Below are 25,811 nucleotides of genomic sequence, written 5' to 3' on the forward strand. Positions count from 1 at the left end.
CCAAGTCTGAATAGGGCGTATAGTTGCATGTCGTAGACCCGAAACCGGGTGACCTATCCATGGCCAGGATGAAGCGGAAGTAAAATTCCGTGGAGGTCCGAACCACGTTGGTGTTGAAAAACCATGGGATGAGCTGTGGATAGCGGAGAAATTCCAATCGAACTCGGAGATAGCTGGTTCTCCTCGAAATAGCTTTAGGGCTAGCGTCGATTAATTGAGTAATGGAGGTAGAGCACTGAATGAGCTAGGGGCTGACAACAGTTACTGAACTCTATCAAACTCCGAATGCCATATACTTTTATTTCGGCAGTCAGACTGCGAATGATAAGATCCGTAGTCAAAAGGGAAACAGCCCAGACCATCAGCTAAGGTCCCAAAGTGTAAGTTAAGTGGAAAAGGATGTGGGATTTCTAAGACAACTAGGATGTTGGCTCAGAAGCAGCCACTCATTCAAAGAGTGCGTAATAGCTCACTAGTCAAGAGATCCTGCGCCGAAGATGTCCGGGGCTAAAACTTACCACCGAAGCTATGGGTGTACACTATGTGTACGCGGTAGAGGAGCTTTCTGTACTGGCTGAAGTCATACCGTAAGGAGTGGTGGACGGTACAGAAGTGAGAATGTTGGCATAAGTAGCGAGAGTTAAGTGAGAATCTTAACGGTCGAAAACCTAAGGTTTCCTGAGGAAGGCTCGTCCTCTCAGGGTTAGTCGGGACCTAAGCCGAGGCCGAAAGGCGTAGGTGATGGACAATCGGTTGATATTCCGATACCACCAATGGACGTTATTAGAAATGGGATGACGCAGGAGGATAAGATGTGCACACTATTGGATGTGTGTCTAAGCATTTAGGCGGAGCAAGCAGGCAAATCCGTTTGCTCTTAACGCTGAGATGTGATGGGGAAGGGAATTTATTCCTGAAGTATCTGATTCCACGCTGCCAAGAAAAGTCTCTATCGAGGATATTGGTGCCCGTACCGCAAACCGACACAGGTAGGTGAGGAGAGAATCCTAAGACCATCGGAAGAATTGCTGTTAAGGAACTCGGCAAATTGACCCCGTAACTTCGGGAGAAGGGGTGCCTACGAAAGTAGGTCGCAGAGAATAGGCCCAAGCAACTGTTTAGCAAAAACACAGGTCTCTGCTAAAGCGAAAGCTGATGTATAGGGGCTGACGCCTGCCCGGTGCTGGAAGGTTAAGGGGATTACTTAGCGCAAGCGAAGGTATGAACTTAAGCCCCAGTAAACGGCGGCCGTAACTATAACGGTCCTAAGGTAGCGAAATTCCTTGTCGGGTAAGTTCCGACCCGCACGAATGGCGTAATGATTTGGGCACTGTCTCAACAGCACATCCGGCGAAATTGTAGTGCCAGTGAAGATGCTGGCTACCCGCGATTGGACGGAAAGACCCCGTAGAGCTTTACTGTAGCTTAGCATTGAATTTCGGTATTGTCTGTACAGGATAGGTGGGAGACTGAGAAACATGGGCGTCAGCCTGTGTGGAGTCATCCTTGGGATACCACCCTGACAGTACTGAGGTTCTAACTGGAGGCCATGAATCTGGTCACAGGACATTGTTAGGTGGGCAGTTTGACTGGGGCGGTCGCCTCCAAAAAAGTAACGGAGGCGCTCAAAGGTTCCCTCAGCGCGGTTGGAAATCGCGCGAAGAGTGCAAAGGCAGAAGGGAGCCTGACTGCGACACCTACAAGTGGAGCAGGGACGAAAGTCGGACTTAGTGATCCGGTGGTACCTCGTGGGAGGGCCATCGCTCAACGGATAAAAGCTACCTCGGGGATAACAGGCTGATCTCCCCCAAGAGTCCACATCGACGGGGAGGTTTGGCACCTCGATGTCGGCTCGTCGCATCCTGGGGCTGAAGTAGGTCCCAAGGGTTGGGCTGTTCGCCCATTAAAGCGGCACGCGAGCTGGGTTCAGAACGTCGTGAGACAGTTCGGTCCCTATCCGTCGCGGGCGTAGGAAATTTGAAGGGAGCTGTCCTTAGTACGAGAGGACCGGGATGGACAAACCTCTGGTGCACCAGTTGTCACGCCAGTGGCATCGCTGGGTAGCTATGTTTGGAAGGGATAAACGCTGAAAGCATCTAAGCGTGAAGCCCACCCTGAGATGAGATTTCCCATAACTCGTGCGTAAGCACGGTGTTAGTAAGACTCCTGGAAGAACACCAGGTTGATAGGTTAGAGGTGTAAGCATGGTAACATGTTCAGCTGACTAATACTAATAAGTCGAGGGCTTGACCTTAATATATATATGAAGCGAAAATTTCACTGTGCAATTTTGAGAGAATATAATTTTCTCAATCTGGTGATTATGGCATGAAGGTAACACCCGTTCCCATACCGAACACGAAGGTTAAGCTTCAATGCGCTAATGGTACTGCAGGGGCAACCTTGTGGGAGAGTAGGTCGTCGCCAGGTAAAAATGGATCTTTAGCTCAGCTGGTTAGAGCTACCGGCTCATAACCGGTCGGTCCGGGGTTCGAGTCCCTGAAGGTCCACCAAAAAAAACAGTTCTATTGAACTGTTTTTTTATTTTCAACAATTATTAATTTTAAAAAAAATTTTTTTATTAACATAAATCACGCGGATATGTGTGGATAATGTTGATACATTTTGTATAAAAGATAAGTATATATACTTACGAAAGCAAAACTGTACAGTTATGTTTAATATAAATGATTTATATTTACTCACATATATTAAAGAAGGATTGGCATAAATATTTATGCCAATCCTTTTGGTGTTTAAAAGAGATGTATTTTAAACAAGATTTAATTATTAAAATATATGGACACTCATTCAGGCGTGTCAGTATAGTTAATTCTTAGTATTTTTGAGTAATATGGAGCATACAAACACTAATGTTATTATATAAATGTTAGTTAAAATACAAAACTATATTCTTATGATAAGATATTCCTTGTCGTTGCGAATGAGTAACGATAAAAACAAATTGGTCTTTGAAAATTAAACAGAGAAATAGGTAAAATAGCGAAATAATATTTCGCTTGACCAGTTAATTACTTTAGATAAAAAAGTAATTTTAGTCGTAAGACTAAAAAGTATGTAATGAGCTTGCTAACCAGCTTAACAGTTGGCGCAGATTATTCATTTCAAATAAAAAGTGTAAACTTTTAAATTGAGAGTTTGATCCTGGCTCAGGACGAACGCTGGCGGCGTGCCTAACACATGCAAGTCGAGCGATGAAACCCTTCGGGGTGGATTAGCGGCGGACGGGTGAGTAACACGTGGGTAACCTGCCTCAAAGAGGGGAATAGCCTCCCGAAAGGGAGATTAATACCGCATAATATGTTTTGATCGCATGATTGAGACATCAAAGGATTCTCTTTAGAGTTTCCACTTTGAGATGGACCCGCGGCGCATTAGCTAGTTGGTGAGGTAACGGCCCACCAAGGCAACGATGCGTAGCCGACCTGAGAGGGTGATCGGCCACATTGGAACTGAGACACGGTCCAGACTCCTACGGGAGGCAGCAGTGGGGAATATTGCGCAATGGGGGAAACCCTGACGCAGCAACGCCGCGTGAATGATGAAGGCCTTCGGGTTGTAAAGTTCTGTCTTCTGGGACGATAATGACGGTACCAGAGGAGGAAGCCACGGCTAACTACGTGCCAGCAGCCGCGGTAATACGTAGGTGGCAAGCGTTGTCCGGATTTACTGGGCGTAAAGGATGCGTAGGCGGACATTTAAGTCAGATGTGAAATACCCGAGCTTAACTTGGGTGCTGCATTTGAAACTGGGTGTCTAGAGTGCAGGAGAGGTAAGTGGAATTCCTAGTGTAGCGGTGAAATGCGTAGAGATTAGGAAGAACACCAGTGGCGAAGGCGACTTACTGGACTGTAACTGACGCTGAGGCATGAAAGCGTGGGGAGCAAACAGGATTAGATACCCTGGTAGTCCACGCCGTAAACGATGAATACTAGGTGTCGGGGGTCGAACCTCGGTGCCGCAGTTAACACAATAAGTATTCCGCCTGGGGAGTACGATCGCAAGATTAAAACTCAAAGGAATTGACGGGGGCCCGCACAAGCAGCGGAGCATGTGGTTTAATTCGAAGCAACGCGAAGAACCTTACCTAGACTTGACATCCCCTGCATAACCCAGAGATGGGCGAAGTCCTTCGGGACAGGGTGACAGGTGGTGCATGGTTGTCGTCAGCTCGTGTCGTGAGATGTTGGGTTAAGTCCCGCAACGAGCGCAACCCTTATCATTAGTTGCTACCATTAAGTTGAGCACTCTAGTGAGACTGCCCGGGTTAACCGGGAGGAAGGTGGGGATGACGTCAAATCATCATGCCCCTTATGTCTAGGGCTACACACGTGCTACAATGGTGAGTACAAAGAGATGCAAGACCGCAAGGTGGAGCCAAACTCAAAAACTCATCCCAGTTCGGATTGTAGGCTGCAACTCGCCTACATGAAGCCGGAGTTGCTAGTAATCGCGAATCAGCATGTCGCGGTGAATACGTTCCCGGGCCTTGTACACACCGCCCGTCACACCATGAGAGTTGGTAACACCCGAAGTCCGTGAGGTAACCGTAAGGAGCCAGCGGCCGAAGGTGGGATTGATGATTGGGGTGAAGTCGTAACAAGGTAGCCGTAGGAGAACCTGCGGCTGGATCACCTCCTTTCTAGGGAGTAGATGCAAAGACTTCGGTCAATGCAAAACATCTACTGTAATTACTCGTAACCTATTCTCTGTTTAATTTTGAGAGACTAATTTTAGTTACTCTTTAGAGTTAAATTAATTCTTCCGAGTTAACTAATAAATAGTTTTTCTAAAGTGAAATTCCAAAAATGGGGGTATAGCTCAGCTGGGAGAGCACCTGCCTTGCACGCAGGGGGTCAAGGGTTCGATTCCCTTTACCTCCACCATTAATGGGTCTATAGCTCAGCTGGTTAGAGCGCTGCTCTGATAAGGCAGAAGTCGATGGTTCGAGTCCATTTAGACCCACCATTTTTTATGTTCTTTGAAAATTGCACAGTGAAATTAAAGTTGTTTTAATAAGTTTAAAACTACGTAAGTAGTTATGAATGAATTTAATACAATTTCGCAAAATCAATCAAACCGTCTATTTAAATAGGCGAAGTTGTCTATGCAAATAGACAAAGATAAAGGTTAAGCTACAAAGGGCGCATGGCGAATGCCTTGGCACTAGGAGCCGAAGAAGGACGCGTTAAGCTGCGATAAGCTTTGGGTAGGCGCAAATAGCCTGTGATCCAAAGATTTCCGAATGGGGGAACCCACATAGTAACAACTATGTACTGCATACTGAATAAATAGGTATGCAGAGGTAGACCCGGGGAACTGAAACATCTAAGTACCCGGAGGAAGAGAAAGAAACATCGATTTCCTAAGTAGCGGCGAGCGAAAGGGAAAGAGCCCAAACCTAGGTCTTTGACCTAGGGGTTGAGGATAGATCATAAATACTGCAATTCCTTAATTGAAGATAGCTGGAAAGCTGCTCCGCAGAAGGTAATAGGCCTGTAAATGAAAAGGAAAAACAGTCAGATCTAATCCAGAGTACCACGAGACACGTGAAACCTTGTGGGAAGCAGGGAGGACCACCTCCCAAGGCTAAATACTACCTAGTGACCGATAGTGAAGAAGTACCGTGAGGGAAAGGTGAAAAGAACCCCGGAAGGGGAGTGAAATAGAACCTGAAACCGTGTGCCTACAACCGGTCGGAGCACTTTATATGTGTGACGGCGTGCTTTTTGTAGAACGAGCCAACGAGTTACGATATGTAGCGAGGTTAAGTACTTAAGGTACGGAGCCGAAGGGAAACCAAGTCTGAATAGGGCGTATAGTTGCATGTCGTAGACCCGAAACCGGGTGACCTATCCATGGCCAGGATGAAGCGGAAGTAAAATTCCGTGGAGGTCCGAACCACGTTGGTGTTGAAAAACCATGGGATGAGCTGTGGATAGCGGAGAAATTCCAATCGAACTCGGAGATAGCTGGTTCTCCTCGAAATAGCTTTAGGGCTAGCGTCGATTAATTGAGTAATGGAGGTAGAGCACTGAATGAGCTAGGGGCTGACAACAGTTACTGAACTCTATCAAACTCCGAATGCCATATACTTTTATTTCGGCAGTCAGACTGCGAATGATAAGATCCGTAGTCAAAAGGGAAACAGCCCAGACCATCAGCTAAGGTCCCAAAGTGTAAGTTAAGTGGAAAAGGATGTGGGATTTCTAAGACAACTAGGATGTTGGCTCAGAAGCAGCCACTCATTCAAAGAGTGCGTAATAGCTCACTAGTCAAGAGATCCTGCGCCGAAGATGTCCGGGGCTAAAACTTACCACCGAAGCTATGGGTGTACACTATGTGTACGCGGTAGAGGAGCTTTCTGTACTGGCTGAAGTCATACCGTAAGGAGTGGTGGACGGTACAGAAGTGAGAATGTTGGCATAAGTAGCGAGAGTTAAGTGAGAATCTTAACGGTCGAAAACCTAAGGTTTCCTGAGGAAGGCTCGTCCTCTCAGGGTTAGTCGGGACCTAAGCCGAGGCCGAAAGGCGTAGGTGATGGACAATCGGTTGATATTCCGATACCACCAATGGACGTTATTAGAAATGGGATGACGCAGGAGGATAAGATGTGCACACTATTGGATGTGTGTCTAAGCATTTAGGCGGAGCAAGCAGGCAAATCCGTTTGCTCTTAACGCTGAGATGTGATGGGGAAGGGAATTTATTCCTGAAGTATCTGATTCCACGCTGCCAAGAAAAGTCTCTATCGAGGATATTGGTGCCCGTACCGCAAACCGACACAGGTAGGTGAGGAGAGAATCCTAAGACCATCGGAAGAATTGCTGTTAAGGAACTCGGCAAATTGACCCCGTAACTTCGGGAGAAGGGGTGCCTACGAAAGTAGGTCGCAGAGAATAGGCCCAAGCAACTGTTTAGCAAAAACACAGGTCTCTGCTAAAGCGAAAGCTGATGTATAGGGGCTGACGCCTGCCCGGTGCTGGAAGGTTAAGGGGATTACTTAGCGCAAGCGAAGGTATGAACTTAAGCCCCAGTAAACGGCGGCCGTAACTATAACGGTCCTAAGGTAGCGAAATTCCTTGTCGGGTAAGTTCCGACCCGCACGAATGGCGTAATGATTTGGGCACTGTCTCAACAGCACATCCGGCGAAATTGTAGTGCCAGTGAAGATGCTGGCTACCCGCGATTGGACGGAAAGACCCCGTAGAGCTTTACTGTAGCTTAGCATTGAATTTCGGTATTGTCTGTACAGGATAGGTGGGAGACTGAGAAACATGGGCGTCAGCCTGTGTGGAGTCATCCTTGGGATACCACCCTGACAGTACTGAGGTTCTAACTGGAGGCCATGAATCTGGTCACAGGACATTGTTAGGTGGGCAGTTTGACTGGGGCGGTCGCCTCCAAAAAAGTAACGGAGGCGCTCAAAGGTTCCCTCAGCGCGGTTGGAAATCGCGCGAAGAGTGCAAAGGCAGAAGGGAGCCTGACTGCGACACCTACAAGTGGAGCAGGGACGAAAGTCGGACTTAGTGATCCGGTGGTACCTCGTGGGAGGGCCATCGCTCAACGGATAAAAGCTACCTCGGGGATAACAGGCTGATCTCCCCCAAGAGTCCACATCGACGGGGAGGTTTGGCACCTCGATGTCGGCTCGTCGCATCCTGGGGCTGAAGTAGGTCCCAAGGGTTGGGCTGTTCGCCCATTAAAGCGGCACGCGAGCTGGGTTCAGAACGTCGTGAGACAGTTCGGTCCCTATCCGTCGCGGGCGTAGGAAATTTGAAGGGAGCTGTCCTTAGTACGAGAGGACCGGGATGGACAAACCTCTGGTGCACCAGTTGTCACGCCAGTGGCATCGCTGGGTAGCTATGTTTGGAAGGGATAAACGCTGAAAGCATCTAAGCGTGAAGCCCACCCTGAGATGAGATTTCCCATAACTCGTGCGCAAGCACGGTGTTAGTAAGACTCCTGGAAGAACACCAGGTTGATAGGTTAGAGGTGTAAGCATGGTAACATGTTCAGCTGACTAATACTAATAAGTCGAGGGCTTGACCTTAATATATATATATGAAGCGAAAAATTTCACTGTGCAATTTTGAGAGAATATAAATTTTCTCAATCTGGTGATTATGGCATGAAGGTAACACCCCTTCCCATACCGAACAGGTCGGTTAAGCTTCAATGCGCTAATGGTACTGCAGGGGCAACCTTGTGGGAGAGTAGGTCATCGCCAGGTAATGTGGCTGGATAGCTCAGTCGGTAGAGCAGAGGACTGAAAATCCTCGTGTCCCTGGTTCGATTCCTGGTCTAGCCACCAGTTTTTGGCGCTATAGCCAAGCGGTAAGGTCAAGGTCTGCAAAACCTTTATTCCCCGGTTCAAATCCGGGTGGCGCCTCCAAAGCACTTTGTAAATATACAAGGTGCTTTTTTTTCGTTCACTATGATTTAATGAATATATTGAAATAAAACTTCAGAAGCCTTATAAAGTGGGTAATCCTACAAAATATTGTAGAACATTAAAATGAAAAATGGATAATTTTATAAGCTGAAATGTATAAGTTTACATTTATGGAGATACACTTATACTAAGTTCATATTCTTTAATAGGTATAAATAAATGATATGACAATAACATTTTATAAAAAGTAGTAATATAGAGATAAACTTAGAAATACATATGTTGATACATATAAACTACTATAAACATGCTATATGCTCATATACTAAGGTTATACACACTATAAGGAACTTAGGACAAGTAGATTAATATATGAAATGCTAGTATAATCACATATGTTGGACACAAAACTATTTATGCCTAACTTTTTAAATTACTTCAGGGGGTCTAAAATTTTATGTATAAAGAAATGGTTCAAAGAAAAAAATTTCCAGCTGTGGTATTATTGTTTATTACACTAATAACGTTTATATGCCTATCAGATTTATTACCTAAGATAAGTATAGGTAGCATAAATTTAAAAACATTTATAACTATGTTTTTTAATACATTAATGCTAGCTCTTTGCTATATTGAGTTTTCAAAATGTAAGATTAAGTATAAATATTCTATTGTGGCAGATCAATTTATTATTCATAAAATAAAAGGTGAAGATGCTAAAATACTAGAGGATATTAAATTAAAGGATATAGAGTTTATTGGTAAATATAGTAATTGCAATGCAGATATTCATGTTAGCAGTAGTAAAAAGTATTTGTGTTCTACATTTAATGGAAATAAGTTTTGTTGTGTATATAAAGCAGGGGATAAATTCAAAAAGTTTTACTTTGAGCCTAGTGATGGTCTTATGAGTAAGATTAGGTCAATAAAAGCTAAACCATTATTTTAAAAAATAAAATTAGAGATTTATATAAGAAGTATAATTAAATTATGATTATACTTCTTTTTTTTATTACAAAGATATTTTCTAACTGTTAATCATATGTTATTTTACTTCAACTGTAATTTCTTTGAGTAAATCTTCTTTTTCAATAATGTCTAGCCCAGTTATGGCAAGAGCTATTGCGGCTTTTATAGTATTATCTTTACTGAAGTCTGTCTGAGTTTCTAGAGCAAATGCTTGCGATGGGCAACTTATTAGGGACTTCTGTGTAATAGCTATTGAGGGGTATATGCATGGAGTAATATGGCTTATAGAGCCTATACCTAATCCATATCTTGCATTTTTACATGGTTCAATATCAATAATGCCGGATTCTTTTAAGTTATGTGTAAATATCCTTGATAGTGATTTATTAGTTAAAAGTTCTTCAGAAGGTAATTCAAATAGGCTAATATCTGCAGTCATATTCATTATTTCAGACATTGATCTAGTAAGATCCAACACAGTTTTTTCTAATACTTTAGCCTCAGTTAGTTTAGTAGCTGTCAAATATAGTTTAGCCTCGGACTTAGAAAATGAGTTAGGACAAGAGGATACATTCTTTATAGAGACAGCATCAATAGATAAACTCTTGTTTAATCCTTTTATTAATTGATTTAAGGCATTAAGTATAAACAAATAGGTATCTAAAGATGAAAAGTTACTAAGCTCTTTATTCTTAGTATTAATATCTTGCCTATACACAATTTTAATTGGAATGGTAGCCATGGAGGTACCACTTTCTGCATTGCTTATATCAGAGTGAGGTGCAATGATAACATCAATATCTTCAAAACATTTTTCTTTTGTTAGTGTCAATTCTGATCCATTGGAGTAACCACCTGGACATCCTAGTAAAATTACACTCCCACCACTTTTAGATATTACCTTTGATAAACCCAGGGCTGCTGCAGTAGAAATACTTGCATTTACGTTATTACCAAAAATATGACCTACATTTTCGGTGGCTGTATACTTGCATATATAACATATCTTAGGATGACCACTCCCGTATTCAGCATAAAAAGAAGTAGGAATATTACAATAGTTTTCTTGTATTTCGAAATTATGATCTTTTAACATATTTATTATATAGGAACAACCCTTATATTCTTTATAACTTGTTTCTGGATTATCATAGAGGTATTTAGATAAATTATGTATATCGTCTTTTATAGTACTTAAATAACTTATAATCTCTTGTTTCATGCAATGAACTCCTCTCAAATTTTCGATATTATAACATAGTTAGTATAACCTAAGGTGCATAAATATATTGATATTAACAAATAAAGTTTTATAAGGTCATATAACAATTTTTAATAGCTTGTTTTGGCTTAAAATGTAGATAAATATATTTCCAATAATTATGTGGACAAAATAAGAAACCGTACTTACTTGAATAAAATATATAATAAGAGGCTATACTTTAGGTAGTTTTAGATACACCTAGGGTGATGATTTAAGAGAGCAAGTTTAAGGGGGAAATTATGAAAAAAGAAAAATGTATTATATGTAGAAAGCCTCTAAATGATGGTATAATAATAAATGGAAGAGGAATTTGTGTGAATTGCGAAGGAAGAATTATAGAAGCAAAGGCTAATACGGATTTCTATGAATATTACAAGAACTGTATAAGAAAGACTTTGGTACAGTTTATACCAAGAGGAGTGACTAAAGATTGTCAAGACTACCACTTGTAGAAGGAGTGTTAAAATATATAAAAGAAAGAAATATTCCATTTGCTATGCCAGGTCATAAAGGTGGGCGTGGATTTTTAAAAACGGTGAAAGGTAAGGAACTTTATAAAAATCTTATAAAAGGCGATATTACTGAGGTTTTCGGACTAGACAATCTTCATTGTCCAGAGGGCATAATAGAGGAATCTCAAAAGTTGTTGAGTGAATACTATGGAAGTATTAAATCTTATTTTCTAGTGAATGGAAGTACTAGTGGGAATCTAGCTATGATTTTCTCATGTTTTAACGAGGGCGACAAAATTATTGTAGAGAGAAATTGTCATCGTTCCATATTTAATGCCATTATCATGAGAAAATTGAAACCAGTATACATTAAGAATAAAATTAATTCTAAATATGATGCTCCTTTTCCCTTAGATAAGGAGCATTTTTTATATTTAATTAATAAAAATAAAGATGCTAAAGGTATTATTGTTACCTACCCTAATTATTATGGTATATGCTTCGATTTACCATATGTCATTGAAGTAGCTAGAAAATATGATATGAAGGTATTGGTAGATGCTGCACATGGTGCTCATTTTGGGGCATCGGTGTTATTACCTGAAAATCCTTTGAAAATAGGAGCAAATATGGTAGTTATGAGTGCACATAAAACACTACCTAGTTTAACACAAACAGCTTTTTTACATGTTGGTGAAGGTATTGATACTAGTAAAGTAGATTTTTATGTAAGTGCTTTTTTAAGTACAAGTCCCTCCTATATGCTTTTATGCTCTATGGATTATGCAAGATTTTATATTGAGGAGTATGGTGAAAATGACTATGAAAAGTTAATTGAACTCTGCCAGTTTTATAAAGAAAAAATTAATAGTCTAGGAAAATTTTATATTTTAGGACCTGAAGACTTACATGAGATGTCAGTAAATCATGATGAGGATATTAATAAGTATACTATGGATTTAACTAGGTATATACTAAATGTACCTAAAGGTTATAGTGGGCATAAATTATTAGAATATTTAAGAGTAAACAAAATTCAAGCTGAGATGAGTGATAGTAGAAACGTAGTTTTAATATTCTCTCCCTTTAATTCGCAGCAAGATTTTAAGTTCTTGTACAAAGCTCTTAAAAACTGTGATATGAATACTTTAAAAGAGGAATATGTAGAGATAATAGATTACGATATTCCAATTCCAATTATGTACCCATATGAAGTAATGGGTATGGAAAAAACTATGGTAGAGTTAAGAAAATCAGCGGGTAAAATAAGTGCTGTAGCAATAGTACCATATCCGCCAGGAATACCTATTGTAATGCCTGGAGAAAGACTAGATGAGCATACTATAGATGTAATAGAATATTACATGCAGTGCAATGTAACAGTGCTAGGAATTAATGAGGGAAAAGTTGAAACAGTAGAGAAATAGATATTATAATTAATATCTATTAATATATACATATTGGTGGAGGGGATTGCATGGAAATTGGTCGTCTAATAGCATTAGAGGGTCCAGATGGTTCAGGAAAAACTACTCAAATAGAATTATTGGAAGGGTATCTAAAACAATCAGGATATGAGGTAGTAAGAACAAGAGAGCCTGGAGGAACAGAAATTAGCGAGAAAATCAGAGAAATAATATTAGATAACGATAATTCTAATATGAGCTATATGTGTGAAGCATTGCTCTATGCCGCGTCTCGTGCACAATTGGTTAATGAGGTTATAAAGCCAGCTTTAAAATCTGGCAAAATGGTCATATGTGATCGCTTTGTTTATTCTTCAATGGTGTATCAAGGAATTGGTAGAGGTCTTGGAATAGAGCGAATAAGAAGCATTAATCAAGCTGCCTTAGATGGACTAGAGGCAGATTTAACTTTTATGATTACCATCCCCTATGAGGAGGGACTAAAGAGGAAAAAAATGCAGGGGACTTTAGATCGATTAGAAAACAGTGGAAATGAGTTTCACAAAAAAGTTTTTGAAGGTTACTTAGATATTTGTAAAAAATATGATAAAATAGAAGTAATCAATGGCAATAGAAATGTAGATGAAATACATAAAGATATAATAAGGGCTATTAAAAAAATAAAATTATAAAAGGATGGGGTTATATGAAATTAGTTATTGCAATAGTACAAGATGATGATGCAAGTGATTTAATTGAGGTAATAACAGATAAAGATTTTAGAGTTACAAAACTCGCCACAACAGGTGGGTTTCTAAAATCAGGAAATACAACATTGCTAATAGGTGTGGAGAAAGAAAAGGTAGATGAAGTTTTGGCTATTATAAAGGATGTATGCAAGTCAAGAAAGCAAATAGTAACATCACCTTCACCTGTAGCAGGATCAACAGGAGTATATATGCCTTTTCCTATTGAAGTTGACGCAGGTGGAGCAAATGTATTTGTAGTTGATGTAGATAAGTATATAAAGGTATAACTATTTATAAGCAAGTATATAAATATAAATATATACTTGCTTATATGTATATGGAGGATTAAAATGAGTTTTGAGAGCATAATAGGTCATGATAATATAAAAAATCAAATAAGTAAATCTATAAATTTAGATAAACTATCGCATGCTCATCTTTTAGTTGGAGAGGATGGAATAGGAAAAAGTAAACTTGCAAGGAACATAGGGCTTAAGATTTTGGGAAAGAATAAAGATATGCAATACGCTGATTTAGTGGAATGGCATATAGAAAAAAATAAAAGTACTATAGGTGTAGGTTCTATAAGAACTTTAATTGAAGAAATTAATAAAAAACCCTATGAAGGGGATAAGAAAGTTATAATTATTTACGAAGCAGATAAAATGACGCCTCAAGCCCAAAATGCGTACTTAAAAACAATTGAAGAGCCACCTGTGAATGTGACTATACTTTTATTATGTGAAAACTTAGAAGTTATATTGGACACAATAAAATCAAGATGTCAAATCCACAAGCTAAAAAGTTTAACTGTAGATGAGATGGAAAAATTTCTAAAAATAAATTATCCGAATTTATCTTTAGAAGAAATAAAGGTTATTGTGGCCTTTAGTGATGGAATACCTGGAAAAGCAGAAAGATTTATTGGAGATAGTAATTTTAAGGATATTAGAAATATTACCTTGGAAATATTACTCCAGCTTAATAAAGTGGGAACTGAAGAGTTAATGAAGTATGAAAAGAAATTGTCCAATCAGAAGGAAAACTTTAAAGAAATATTAACTGCATTTCTTTCGTATATTAGGGACACTATAATATATAAAGAAATTGAAGAAGAAAATATAATTATTAACATAGATAAGTTATTAAGTATAAAAGAATTAGCCAATATATTTTCATTTAACAAATTAAATGGTATTATAAATATAATAAATGATACTAGAGAGAATTTGGATAGGAACGTTAACCCAGGGCTTACGTTCGAAGTAATGCTACTTAAGATGCAGGAGGTTTAACATGGTTACAGTAATAGGAGTAAGATTCAAAAAAGCTGGTAAAATATATTATTTTAGTCCGAATGATATAGATATTCAAAAGGGCAATAAGGTTATTGTTGAAACAGTAAGAGGTATAGAATTTGGAGAATGTGTTATTGGCATAAAGGAAATAAAAGAAGATGCTATAGTGTCTCCTCTCAAATGCGTTATTAGAAAGGCTACAGATGCAGATGCAGAAAAAGATTCAGAAAATAAAAGAAAAGAAAAGGAAGCCTATGAGGTTTGCTTAGATAAGATTCATAAACACGAACTTGATATGAAACTTATAGATGTAGAGTATACTTTTGATAATAATAAAGTTATATTTTACTTTACAGCAGATGGAAGAGTAGATTTTCGAGAACTCGTAAAGGATCTTGCGGCGGTGTTTAGAACAAGAATAGAGCTTAGGCAAATAGGCGTCAGAGATGAAGCAAAAATGATAGGTGGGCTTGGACCATGTGGTAGATCTATGTGTTGTTCTACTTTTTTAGGAGAATTTGCACCAGTGTCTATAAAAATGGCTAAAGAGCAAAACTTATCATTAAACCCTACAAAAATTTCAGGTATTTGTGGGAGACTTATGTGCTGTTTAAATTATGAGCAAGATACTTATGAAAAAATAAGAAAAACACTACCTACTATAGGATCCATAGTTGATACACCTTATGGTAGATCACAAGTTATCGGTAATAGCGTTGTAAAAGAATCTGTGAAAATTAAGATAAAACTTAATGGTAGCGATGAAGAAATAGTGGAGGTTAAAATTGAAGACCTAACATTAATTTCAGGAAGCTATGAAGATGCTGTAATTGTGGAGGACATTAAATTAAAATTAGAATTGGTTGAAAATGAAGAAGATTCATATATAATAAAAGAATTATTTAAAGATAATTAGGGGGATATAGATGAAGTCAGTTATAAAAGTATGCAATATGAATACTTCAAATGATATTAGTAATGTTAATCTAGCAATATCAAATAATCAAGGAGTTATTGCTTGCCAAATAAATGGTGAAAGTAAAGAGATAGAAATAATATATGATGATTATTTTGTTTCATTGGATAACTTAATTGAATCCATTGAAGATGCCGGGTACGCCGTTATATAAAAAATGACCCTTAATTAGAGTTTTATAAATGCCGAGTAAATAGTTTGAACAACTATTTATTTGGTGTTTTTTTATTTTGGTTTTTACAAGGTTAAAGCCTTAAGTATAATCATGACCTGTGAATACACTTTTTTTTATTGGAGATAATAATTTTGAAGGGAGGAGTGAATTATGAAGAAAGTGGCAGTGCAAAATGGATTGACCGCAATTAGTGATTACTTATGCAAAGAAGGATATAAAGTGAGAGAATTTGATAACAGGAAAAAAAATGCAGGTAATTTTTTGGATAAGTATGATGCAGTTGTTGTAACTGGTGAAAATCAAAATTTTATGGGAATAGAGGATACTATTTCGAGCACCCCAATTATTGATGCAACTGGGATGACAGCTGAGGAAGTTGCCAAGCGAATAGAAGCAAAGGAATAGATAATTAAATAGGAGTATAGAGGTTGTTCACTTATACGAGAGGTTGTTAACTTATGTGCAAAGTTGACAGCCTATTTTTATTTGCCTTGTCTGATTTAAATAGATATTAATAATATGATTTTAGAAAATAAAAAAATATTATTATATGTATGAGATTTTTAAATTCTGTCAATAATTAAAATGTAAATAATTTACTAATAAATATGAAAGGGGTTATAAAGATGAGAATGAAAAAAGGAATAATTAGTGTATCTACTATTGTTGTAGTAATCTTAGGAGTATTTTTTGCTTTAAGGTTTATTGGAGGATCCAAAACAGCTACTAATATAAAACCAACAGATGATAGTATAGTGCAAAAAAGTAATGAGGGATTAACAAATGAAAATGAAGGAAGTAATCTTAGCACTAGTGAAACACAGCAGGGAATTGAAAATACTGAGGGACAAAGTACTAATGAAATGGATGTTGCATATATAAATGACAAAACTAATGTTGGCATATATACTGTCAAAAAAGATGATACAGTATTTAGTATAGCAAAAACATATATGCCTAGTCAGGATAAAACTAAAATTGTAGAATTTATTAAAAATAGAAACAGTATAGATGCATCTTACAAAATTTCAGAGGGGCAGAAGATAGTAATTCCTTATGAAAAAACAATAGAAACATCAAAGACTGTGGAAACAGACGTTAATACTAGCGAATACATTATTAAAAAGCAAGATACCTTAACTTCAATTGCTAAAGTTAACATGCCTACTTATGCGGTAAAACAGGCTATAGAAATGATAAAAGAAACAAATAAAATTACAGATGAGAATAATATCAAAGAAGGAACACATATTTATATTCCTAAATAATAGCCAAGATAAGAAGCCTATTTTGAGACAATCAAAATAGGCTTCTTTTTTAGTACAATTAATTAAAATGATTTAAATCTTAAGTATTTTCATTTTACTACTTTCAGCAAAAAGAAAATCACCGTCCAAAGTCAGTAAAAAATCTATATTATTGTACTCCGCAGTAGCTAGGTGAAAAGCGTCATTTACAGATAATAAATTTTCGCACATAAAATTTTTAACTAGAGATATACAACCTTCAGAAATGTTGAGATATTTTATATTTATAATTTTTTCAAGTTCTGATATTATTTCTACAGACTTATTATAATATATACTTAATAAATTTCTTCGCATGGAATTTTTAGAAATATTATCAAAATACCTTTTATATGGAATATGAATAAGTCTGTCTTCTTTCCTTTGCTTTAATATTTTTGTGTCATGGCGGCTAAAGCTATTTGTTATAGCCCTAACGTTGTCAATTGAGTTATAGGGGCTAATATTATTTATTTTAGATTCAATGTCACTAATGAATAATTTGTACAGTATTTGATTTAAAACTTCTGCAGATATGATACTGGTAGTGTAAAATTCGGAGCCGCCTTCAGAAAGTTGCTTTAAGCATGACAGACAATCACTATGTTTAATATCGTCATCATATATTAAGCTAAGCACGAAAGAGGCATCTAATAATACAGAATTTTTGTTGAAAACCATATTCTTAAAAGGATATAATATTAATTCCATTTTAACCTCATTAAAATCAATTATTCTATAATTAATATATATTCAACAATGGTAAGTAATAGTAGTTTTATGAACTATGAATAATGAATTTATTATTTTATAAATAGTATCCCCTTGATTTAACAATAAAATTTGAGGTATACTTCTTTTAATGCTATTTATATAGTTAACATAAATTTCAAAGAGAGGAGATACATAATGGAGTTTTTAAGAAATGATGAAACTTTAGATGATCTTCAACTAAAGGGTATTCAGGTTATACAAAAGAAAGATGCTTTCCGCTTTGGTGTGGATGCAGTACTACTTGCTAATTTTGCGAAAGTAAGAAAAGAGGCTAAAGTTGTTGATTTATGCAGCGGTACGGGCATAATTCCATTCATATTAGCTGGAAAAACAACTGCAAGCGATTTAATTGGTATAGAGATTCAAGAAGAACTTGTAGAGATGGCAAATCGTTCTGTAAGATTTAATGATTTAGACCGTAAAATTAAATTTATACATGGAGACTTAAAGGACGTAGAACTTATTAAAAGTATCTCCAAAGTAGACATTGTTACAGTTAATCCACCTTATAAACTTCAAAATTCAGGCTTAATAAATTTAAATGATAAAAATGCTATAGCAAGACATGAGATTTGTTGTACATTAGAAGACGTAATTATTGCATGTAGAATTCTACTAAAGGATAGTGGAAGGGTGTATATGGTACATAGACCTGATAGATTAGTTGATATTTTATGCACTATGAGGAAGCATAGAATCGAGCCTAAACGTATAAGAATGGTGCATCCTTGTGTAAATAAAGCACCAAACATTGTACTCATCGAGGGGCAAAGAGATGGAGGAGCCTTTTTAAAATGGGAGACACCCCTTTATGTTCATACAGAGGACGGCGGATATACTAAGGAAATTACTGATATGTACAATTCGGATACAATTTAATACTAGGTACATTCAAATAAATGCAAATATCAAAGTAAAGGGTGATAATAATGGTAGGAAAATTATACTTAGTCCCAACCCCTATAGGGAATTTAAAGGATATTACACTTAGAGCACTAGAGGTGCTACAAAATGTAGATATAATAGCGGCAGAAGATACAAGGCAAAGCTTAAAACTCTTGAATCATTTTAATATAAAAAAAACACTTATAAGTTATCATCAACATAATGAACAAGGGAAAAGTGAAAATTTAATTGATCAGATAAAAGAAGGTAAAAACATAGCTATAATTAGTGATGCTGGCTCGCCCGGGATATCAGACCCTGGAAGTGTCATAGTTCAAAGGTGCATAGAGCAGAATATAAAATTCGAGGTGCTACCTGGAGCTACAGCAATAACTACTGCACTTGTATATTCCGGCCTTGATACTACAAAATTTATATTTAGAGGGTTTTTACCTAGAGAGAATAAAGAGAGAAAGCCTATTATAGATGATTTGTTAAATAGGAGTGAAACTTTAATTTTTTATGAGGCACCTCATAGACTTTTAAGTACTTTAGAATTCTTATATGAAAACATCGGAAATAGAAAAATATCAATGTGTAGAGAACTTACAAAAATGTATGAAGAAATAATTAGACTGACATTAGAACAAGCTATAGAATACTATAAAGAGAAAGCTCCTAGAGGAGAATATGTATTAGTAATAGAAGGTAAGAGTAAGGAAGATATAGATAAAGATGAAAAAGCAAAATGGGATACACTAACTATAGAGGAACATATAGAAAAGTATATGAATGAAGGAACGGATAAAAAAGATGCAATGAAAAAGGTTGCAAAGGATAGAGGTATGGCTAAATCTGAAATATATAAGCATTCATTGAACATTTAATGATATTTCGCCTTCGAGGATTATAAACAGCTACAGTGCAGGTGATGATTTAACCACTCTGGAGTTGACAATATGAAAGCATGGAAAATGAGAAAATATATACAAATATAGTAAAATAAACATAAATTTTACAATTATCGTGAAAATATATGTTTAAATATAAGGATATGTAAAAAAGTTTACATTTTAATCTATGTTTTTCATTGAGGTTGGTTTAAAGTAGTGTTATAATAAAATTGTTGATTTAAGAAGGCTTAAATTATATGAATACATATTTCCATATAGGGGGGATTAGATTGCGTAAAAGGATGTTATCATTGTTAGTAACAATAGGACTTGTTACTTCGATAAGTATGCCAATATTTGCAGACCCATTATCAGACAAGCTTAAAAATCAAAAAAATCAGCTTGAAGAGCAAAAGAGCGCATATAAGCAAGCTCAAAGCAAGGTTGATGACATAGAGGCGTCTATTGAAAAAATGGATGCAGACATAGAAAAAATTTATGCAGAAGTAGATAAAACAAAATCTAAAATAGGTGAAACTGAGCAGCAAATAGAAACAACAACAAAAGGTATACAAGTTGCAGAGGCAAGTATTAAAGAAGAGGAAGACTTATTTAATAAGAGAATGCGAAGCATGTATATGAACGGTGTTGACAGTTATGTAGAAGTTTTATTGGACTCAGAGGGAATAGAAGATCTTATTTCGAGAGTTGAGAACATAAAAAAGATTGTTGAATATGATAATAAAATTATCGGAGAATTAACAGAGAAAAAGAGTAAAATTGAAGCTCAAAAGGTGACACTTGAAACTGAAAAGACTAATCTAGTGCTTTTGAAAACTGAGAATGAAAATAAAATAGACAAGCTTAAAGTGAAAAAGGGAGAACAAAATACATTAATCGCAGAAGCTAAAAAGCAAGAACAATTATATTCTAGCAAAATAGGCGATGCAGAGGCAATTGTAAATGCTACTATGAAGCAAATACAAGAAATAAAAAATAGGGTTCCTAAGTATACACCATCTAGAGGTGCTTCATCACTTAGCAGTGATTCAGTAGTTGCTTATGCATGTAATTTTTTAGGAACACCATATGTTTGGGGTGCTGCAGGTCCTACAAATTTTGATTGTTCTGGTTTTATGCAATACATATATGGGCATTTTGGTGTCTCATTAACTAGAACTACTTTTACACAGATAAATGAAGGATCATATGTTGCTCGAGAAAATTTACAAGCCGGAGATTTAATTTTCTTTGGTACAGATGCAGATCCACATCATGTGGGAATGTATGTAGGTAATAATTCATATATTCATGCACCGCGTACCGGAGATGTTATTAAAATATCGGCATTGACGAGAAGCGATTACCTTACTGCAAGAAGAGTTAAATAAATTTGAAACTGGACAGGCTACTTTAATTAGCCTGTTTTTTTCAAGAGAATTATAAAAAGGAATCCTATAAGTTATAGGATTCCTTTTTATTAGTTGGTGCATTTATTTTTCTTGTTTAAGTTGTTCAAGACAAGGCTTGCAGATATTTTTACCTCTGTAATTAACTACATCTCTGGCATCACCACAGAAAATACATGCTGGTTGATATTTCTTTAGTATAATTAGTTCGCCATCAACGTAAATTTCTAAAGCATCCTTTTCAGCAATATCCAGGGTTCTTCTAAGTTCTATTGGGATAACAATTCTTCCAAGTTCATCTACTCTTCTTACAACACCGGTTGATTTCATAATAATTCCTCCTTAGGATAACAATTTCCGACAACTTAATTTTGAAATATTAATAAATATGACGTATAAAGTCAAAATTTCACTTGATTAATTTAGTTAATATTACAAAATTAATATTTACTTCCATCTAAAGTTAATATACTACCATATAATACAAATGTCAATATATTTTTTAAAAAAATACAAATTTTTACCATGCTTCTAATGTCTTTAAAATCAATAAATAACACTATAAAAACCTTTCAGAGCCACAAAATTCAATGGGAAAACAGTTTTTTGTAGCATAGAAATATATCACAAGTAAAATAGTAATTTTATGGATATATATATTAATATATGTCGAAGGGTTGTACTACTAATTGTGTATCTAACAATCTAATGATTATAAAAAGCAAAATATAGTATTAATCATTTAAAAATTTAAATATTTTGACATTAATGGAAATTAATATAAAAGAAAGTCAGTTTAACCTGCTGGATTGTAAAAAAAAAGAAAATTTATTATAAATAAAAAAATATAAAATAAAGCTAATAAAAAAAAGTATAAAAACCATATTGTATCAAGGCATATTTTATAATGTTAATGTGTTAATGTATATAAAGTGATATAGTTAGAGGGGGAAAAGAGATGTGAGCCCTTTCATGGGTAGATTAGATGATATAGGAACTTCTAGTTCTAATTACAATAGTTCATTGAAATAGTACAAAAACAAATAGCAGAAAAAGGTGAAAATTGAAAGTAAATAAGTAACATCATACTGTTTATTCCACACAAGGATTAACAGGTTATGCACAGTCCATAATTGGACAATGTGGATAATAAACTTGTCAAAATTACTTTTAATATGTAAAAGCCTTTGAATAGTGCTTTCAATATAAATTAAGTTGTCCACAGCTTCTGTTGATTAAATGTTGAAAACTGTGGATAACTTAATTATAATGTTTAGAATTTGGCTATTTGCAATATTAATTGTGGGTTAAATCACATATATTTTTTTAGTTCTAAGTTTAAATCTAGGCGACTAAGGCTAGCTATCTCATTATTTAAATTATTATCAAAATTTAATTCTGTCAAAGCGGATATAAAGCATTCTTTTTTTTGTAAACTTTCTTCAATATTTGAAATACACATTGAATTATTTCTAATTGACATATTGCCAATAATTTCATTTATCTTTTTATGAGCTTCAGCCACATTGTATCTAGCAAATGCTTCATTTCTATATATTTTCATATCATATATATTTTGCTGCAGTTCCCTTAGTTGTAATTTTAAAGCTTCACCCTTTGTAGTTGCATTGTAATAACTTGTGTTTAGTAAGTCAAAATATTTATCATTATCTAATCTTTTTTCAAGGATTTTTTTAGCAAGTGCCTCATTACCTCTATTTAATGCGAGTTTAATTGTTTGGCTATATTCATCAGATTCTTTAGATAAGCTGTCTAGTCTCTTCTCAATTTCATGTATATTACCTAAAATTTTTGCAGAGGAAAGTTTTGCATCATTTAAGATGAATTCCATATCCCTTATCTTTTGATCTAGCAGTTCTAAGGGGCTTTCAAATTCATCTAAAATACTGCTTATTTTAGATTTTATAAGATAATACAGTCTATTTATAATTGTCATAGTAACCTGGTTTCTTAAATCTAAACATATATGAACATTTAATTTTAAAAACCAGTATTCACCTCACTTTCTATTTTTTTAATTTTATGAAAAACGTATACTATTCGGTCTTGAAATAATGTTAAGACTTTTTAACCCATATCTTTTTAGTATAATATTATCTTTAGTTGTCATATTAAACTGTTTTCTATCTGGATATAATGCTGTTATATATCCAATATAACATACGCCATTTCGTTTAGTATATTTAACGTAATCTCTTAATTTAAACCCATCAACAACGGTTTCTACATCACCTTTTGATTTTTTGCGTAAAGGTTTTATATGCCAATCTTTAATGTTGATATCTGTAGATTTAATTTCAGTGCCACAAACGACTAATGCATCATTAGAATGACTTTTTTCTATATTCCAGTCTATTCTATGATTTGCAGTATCTGCTCCCGTAGTCAAAGATAGTGGTGCTATTTTTTCAAGTTCCACTTGCAGATATTTTTTACCCTGCATAACGTGCATTGGATGTCTAAGACACAAACTCTTACCCTTGATTTTGGTTAAATATTCATCCATCAGCTGCAATTCTTTGCCAAAAGTTTTTATATGGCATTTTTCGCATAGAGTTACGCCATTATAAATACTATCTGCTCCACCACTATTTTTGGGTTTAGCGTGGTGCATTTGAAGTTTAATGTTAGAGTTACAGTCTACGCATTTAAAGTTATCTCTCATAAATACAGCTAATCTAATATTATTATCAAGTCTATTTGACTTTTGATACTGCCATTTGTATAGGGCTTTACCCTCAACCATTGCCCTTATGTCTATAAGAACATCTTCAAGATATATTGCATCTATCTTAGTCCATTTTAACAGTTTATTTACAACCCTTAATATAGACTGTTTCTTTTGTAGTATAGTTGGCGCAAGTCTATTCTCGCGTTTAGATGTGCGTCTGTTATCAAATCTCTTTTTACGATATCTTTTATGGTACCTATGATACATTCTATAGCCCTTTCTTATCGTCATTTTTTTAGAAACATCTTGCCTTAATTCTATGGTACCCTTAAAAATCGTTTTAACTTTTGTGTTACATTGCTGAATTATTCCCAGGCCAACATTTTTACTTCCATCATCAATTCCTAGATAATTTTTAACATCATCATTATTGTCGTCATTAACTATTTTTTGTAACTGTATTACCATTGGAAATTTATTAAGCATTTTAGCTTTGTTTTTCCTAATTAGATAATATGATTTATTTTTGTTGCAGGGACTTAATCTGTTGCCAGCTAAGTCCACTACAAAAGAATATTCGACCATCTCTAGTCATCCTCCTAATGGGCATTTTTCTTCTTGCCAATGTCAAATGGTGGTGTATTAAGTTTTGATGTGTCTAACCATAGCAATGCCTTAGGTTAGTTTCTTTCTAACTATCGTAGGGCTTCAGACTGAAGTACATCTAAAGGTACGTCTTTAACCAGTCATCTAACGTAGTTCATCGTGCTATTTCTTTTTCAAGAAACTACACTCACTGGGGCTTGAAAGCAACCTTCACTCCTTACAGTTTGTATAGTTTTGTTCAATATTGTTAAATGTTTTGTAAGCAGTTTGGTAGCTCCTTATTTTTACATATTTATAAAGATTGGAATATATTTTAAAGAATTAATAGTTTATTAAGAAAATTTCATTGCTACTATTATGGTAATATCTTTCTTTATATATACTATAATTTATATATACATTTTTAGATGAAAATATGAGGTGGTTTACAGTCAGAAGATAAAAGAAAACGCAAAAAACAATAGCATACAGGAAATAACTTGTAATAGGGTTATACTTACCTTATAATACAAATATAATCGAATTTATATTCGACAGAATATAAAACTTATTTTAATTGGGATATTAATTTTTGGAAGGTGATAAAAATTGGATAAGGCCAAATTTACCCTAGAAACTATAAACTTATTATCAAAATCAATATCAGAAAGTAGTATAATTCCCTATGAGGAATTACCTCAATATGACTTGTTTTTATCTCAAGTTATTGATTATTTAAATGATAAATTTGAGGCTGACAAGTACACTAATAATATAGTACAGAATTATATAAAAAGTGAAGTTATATCAAAACCAGAAGATAGTAAAAAAAGAGGATATACAAAATTACATCTTGCGCAGTTGGTATTACTTAGCCATATGAGACCTGTACTTACAGCAGAAGAAATTAAAAAAGTTTTTAGATTAGCCTTTAATGAAATTAATGATAGAGATGATGATATTATTTCATGGGAAAGTGCTTATAAGATTTTTTCGGATATGCAAAAGGAGAGTTTTAATGATTTTTCAGGGAAACAGTTTTGTGACGAAGAAAAATTAGAAAAAACAATTGATGCACTAGATTTAAAAGAAAGTGATAAGGAAAGAATATCAGTTTTTTTGGTTGTAATGACTTTAGTATCTCAAGCTAGTGCAATAAAAAAATTAGTTCAAAGAATTGTAGAGGATTATGAAACTTAAAAAGTAGAATATTCTAGAAAAAATAAAAGATCCTATAAATTATAGGCCTTTTATTTTTTTATTGCTATTTATTATTAACATGAACTATTTGCAGTTTCCGTTGTTATTATTTTAAAGGATTCTCCAAATATGCTTTTAGTGTATATGATCTTTGTATCTTCAAAAACATAGGAAGACTCATTATCTACTATAAAGTTTATTCCGTTTACTGACTGTAAAATATCATCTTCTTGTTGTTCGTCCAGAACAACACCCAATATTGGGCCTCCTCAACCAAAGCCTTTTATAAGCAATCTAACTGAAGATTTACCTTTTTGTAAAAGTTGTTTGTTTAATGCGTTTTTAGTAACTTCATCAAAAGAAATATTCATATCTTATCCTC

The 25,811-nt window shown here is 35.3% G+C and carries 20 protein-coding genes, 5 tRNA genes and 5 rRNA genes (1 of these 30 cut by a window edge); 24 read left to right on the forward strand and 6 right to left on the reverse strand.

Annotation, left to right across the window (positions count from 1 at the left end; all coding sequences use genetic code 11):
• The 11 genes from G9F72_RS00725 to G9F72_RS00775 all read left to right on the forward strand — a co-directional run.
• A 23S ribosomal RNA gene (locus G9F72_RS00725) occupies positions 1-2,254 on the forward strand (it extends 671 nt beyond the left edge of the window).
• Positions 2,255-2,313: 59 nt separating this feature from the next.
• Positions 2,314-2,430, forward strand: a 5S ribosomal RNA gene (gene rrf, locus G9F72_RS00730).
• Positions 2,431-2,436: 6 nt separating this feature from the next.
• Positions 2,437-2,513: transfer RNA gene (locus G9F72_RS00735), tRNA-Ile, on the forward strand.
• A gap of 634 nt (positions 2,514-3,147) precedes the next feature.
• Positions 3,148-4,663: ribosomal RNA gene (locus G9F72_RS00740) — 16S ribosomal RNA — on the forward strand.
• A gap of 168 nt (positions 4,664-4,831) precedes the next feature.
• Positions 4,832-4,907 (forward strand) — tRNA-Ala (locus tag G9F72_RS00745).
• Between the two features lie 5 nt (positions 4,908-4,912).
• A tRNA-Ile gene (locus G9F72_RS00750) sits at positions 4,913-4,989 on the forward strand.
• A gap of 160 nt (positions 4,990-5,149) precedes the next feature.
• Positions 5,150-8,074, forward strand: a 23S ribosomal RNA gene (locus tag G9F72_RS00755).
• Between the two features lie 63 nt (positions 8,075-8,137).
• Positions 8,138-8,254: ribosomal RNA gene (gene rrf / locus G9F72_RS00760) — 5S ribosomal RNA — on the forward strand.
• Together the 16S, 23S and 5S rRNA genes with 5 tRNA genes alongside form the textbook arrangement of a ribosomal RNA operon.
• Before the next feature lie 5 nt (positions 8,255-8,259).
• Positions 8,260-8,335 (forward strand) — tRNA-Phe (locus tag G9F72_RS00765).
• Between the two features lie 6 nt (positions 8,336-8,341).
• Positions 8,342-8,416, forward strand: a tRNA-Cys gene (locus G9F72_RS00770).
• Positions 8,417-8,873: 457 nt separating this feature from the next.
• On the forward strand, positions 8,874-9,365 hold the full coding sequence (locus tag G9F72_RS00775) for a hypothetical protein (protein ID WP_164960103.1): 492 nt from the start codon (positions 8,874-8,876) through the stop codon (positions 9,363-9,365).
• Between the two features lie 96 nt (positions 9,366-9,461).
• On the opposite strand, the gene G9F72_RS00780 is transcribed toward G9F72_RS00775, so the two are convergent.
• Positions 9,462-10,607 carry a M20 family metallopeptidase gene (locus tag G9F72_RS00780; protein WP_164960104.1) on the reverse strand — a complete coding sequence of 382 codons (1,146 nt, stop codon included), beginning with the start codon at positions 10,605-10,607 and terminating at the stop codon, positions 9,462-9,464.
• Between the two features lie 281 nt (positions 10,608-10,888).
• On the opposite strand from G9F72_RS00780, the gene G9F72_RS00785 reads away from it, so the two are divergent.
• The 9 genes from G9F72_RS00785 (at position 10,889) to G9F72_RS00825 (ending at position 16,973) form a co-directional block, all read left to right on the forward strand.
• Entirely contained in the window at positions 10,889-11,101 is a 213-nt protein-coding gene (locus G9F72_RS00785; protein ID WP_164960105.1) for a sigma factor G inhibitor Gin, read from the forward strand.
• Positions 11,080-12,528: an aminotransferase class I/II-fold pyridoxal phosphate-dependent enzyme gene (locus G9F72_RS00790; protein WP_164960106.1), complete on the forward strand. Its 1,449-nt coding sequence runs from the start codon at positions 11,080-11,082 to the stop codon at positions 12,526-12,528. The genes G9F72_RS00785 and G9F72_RS00790 overlap by 22 nt, the downstream gene beginning before the upstream one ends.
• A 50-nt stretch (positions 12,529-12,578) precedes the next feature.
• Positions 12,579-13,199 (forward strand): dTMP kinase, encoded by a 621-nt coding sequence (gene tmk / locus G9F72_RS00795; protein ID WP_164960107.1) that lies wholly within the window; start codon positions 12,579-12,581, stop codon positions 13,197-13,199.
• A 14-nt stretch (positions 13,200-13,213) separates the two neighbouring features.
• The gene (locus tag G9F72_RS00800) at positions 13,214-13,543 is read left to right on the forward strand and encodes a cyclic-di-AMP receptor (RefSeq protein ID WP_164960108.1); all 330 of its coding nucleotides are present in this window, start codon (positions 13,214-13,216) and stop codon (positions 13,541-13,543) included.
• A 63-nt stretch (positions 13,544-13,606) separates the two neighbouring features.
• A complete protein-coding gene (locus G9F72_RS00805) occupies positions 13,607-14,551 on the forward strand; it encodes a DNA polymerase III subunit delta' (protein WP_164960109.1) in 945 nt (314 codons plus the stop codon).
• Between the two features lies 1 nt (position 14,552).
• A complete protein-coding gene (locus G9F72_RS00810) occupies positions 14,553-15,470 on the forward strand; it encodes a stage 0 sporulation family protein (RefSeq protein ID WP_164960110.1) in 918 nt (305 codons plus the stop codon).
• A gap of 10 nt (positions 15,471-15,480) precedes the next feature.
• Entirely contained in the window at positions 15,481-15,684 is a 204-nt protein-coding gene (locus G9F72_RS00815; protein ID WP_164960111.1) for a heavy-metal-associated domain-containing protein, read from the forward strand.
• Positions 15,685-15,855: 171 nt separating this feature from the next.
• Complete coding sequence (locus G9F72_RS00820; protein WP_164960112.1) at positions 15,856-16,110, forward strand: YkuS family protein; 255 nt, start codon at positions 15,856-15,858, stop codon at positions 16,108-16,110.
• A 221-nt stretch (positions 16,111-16,331) separates the two neighbouring features.
• Complete coding sequence (locus tag G9F72_RS00825) at positions 16,332-16,973, forward strand: LysM peptidoglycan-binding domain-containing protein (RefSeq protein WP_164960113.1); 642 nt, start codon at positions 16,332-16,334, stop codon at positions 16,971-16,973.
• A 72-nt stretch (positions 16,974-17,045) separates the two neighbouring features.
• Here G9F72_RS00825 and G9F72_RS00830 read toward each other — a convergent pair whose 3' ends face one another.
• Positions 17,046-17,702, reverse strand: coding sequence for a PIN domain-containing protein (locus G9F72_RS00830; RefSeq protein ID WP_164960114.1), 657 nt, complete (start codon positions 17,700-17,702; stop codon positions 17,046-17,048).
• A 198-nt stretch (positions 17,703-17,900) separates the two neighbouring features.
• Here G9F72_RS00830 and G9F72_RS00835 point away from each other — a divergent pair, with 198 nt between their 5' ends.
• From G9F72_RS00835 to G9F72_RS00845, 3 genes are all read left to right on the forward strand, one after another.
• Positions 17,901-18,644 (forward strand): tRNA1(Val) (adenine(37)-N6)-methyltransferase, encoded by a 744-nt coding sequence (locus G9F72_RS00835; protein ID WP_164960115.1) that lies wholly within the window; start codon positions 17,901-17,903, stop codon positions 18,642-18,644.
• A 50-nt stretch (positions 18,645-18,694) separates the two neighbouring features.
• A complete protein-coding gene (gene rsmI / locus G9F72_RS00840) occupies positions 18,695-19,537 on the forward strand; it encodes a 16S rRNA (cytidine(1402)-2'-O)-methyltransferase (protein ID WP_187356124.1) in 843 nt (280 codons plus the stop codon).
• A 296-nt stretch (positions 19,538-19,833) separates the two neighbouring features.
• The gene (locus G9F72_RS00845) at positions 19,834-20,934 is read left to right on the forward strand and encodes an NlpC/P60 family protein (protein WP_164960116.1); all 1,101 of its coding nucleotides are present in this window, start codon (positions 19,834-19,836) and stop codon (positions 20,932-20,934) included.
• 102 nt (positions 20,935-21,036) lie between these two features.
• Here the strand turns inward: G9F72_RS00845 and G9F72_RS00850 are convergent, their stop codons facing one another.
• From G9F72_RS00850 to iscB, 3 genes are all read right to left on the reverse strand, one after another.
• Entirely contained in the window at positions 21,037-21,282 is a 246-nt protein-coding gene (locus tag G9F72_RS00850; protein ID WP_124996827.1) for an AbrB/MazE/SpoVT family DNA-binding domain-containing protein, read from the reverse strand.
• A 982-nt stretch (positions 21,283-22,264) separates the two neighbouring features.
• Positions 22,265-22,909, reverse strand: a complete 645-nt coding sequence (locus tag G9F72_RS00855) for a PspA/IM30 family protein (RefSeq protein ID WP_164960117.1) — start codon at positions 22,907-22,909, stop codon at positions 22,265-22,267.
• A gap of 84 nt (positions 22,910-22,993) precedes the next feature.
• Complete coding sequence (iscB, locus tag G9F72_RS00860; protein WP_224675911.1) at positions 22,994-24,229, reverse strand: RNA-guided endonuclease IscB; 1,236 nt, start codon at positions 24,227-24,229, stop codon at positions 22,994-22,996.
• Between the two features lie 609 nt (positions 24,230-24,838).
• Here iscB and G9F72_RS00865 point away from each other — a divergent pair.
• Complete coding sequence (locus tag G9F72_RS00865; RefSeq protein WP_164957052.1) at positions 24,839-25,429, forward strand: DUF1836 domain-containing protein; 591 nt, start codon at positions 24,839-24,841, stop codon at positions 25,427-25,429.
• Positions 25,430-25,503: 74 nt separating this feature from the next.
• On the opposite strand, the gene G9F72_RS00870 is transcribed toward G9F72_RS00865, so the two are convergent.
• A complete protein-coding gene (locus tag G9F72_RS00870; protein WP_164957051.1) occupies positions 25,504-25,686 on the reverse strand; it encodes a hypothetical protein in 183 nt (60 codons plus the stop codon).
• Positions 25,687-25,811: the final 125 nt, after the last annotated feature.

The organism is Clostridium estertheticum (assembly GCF_011065935.2).
Lineage (GTDB): Bacteria > Bacillota > Clostridia > Clostridiales > Clostridiaceae > Clostridium_AD > Clostridium_AD estertheticum_A.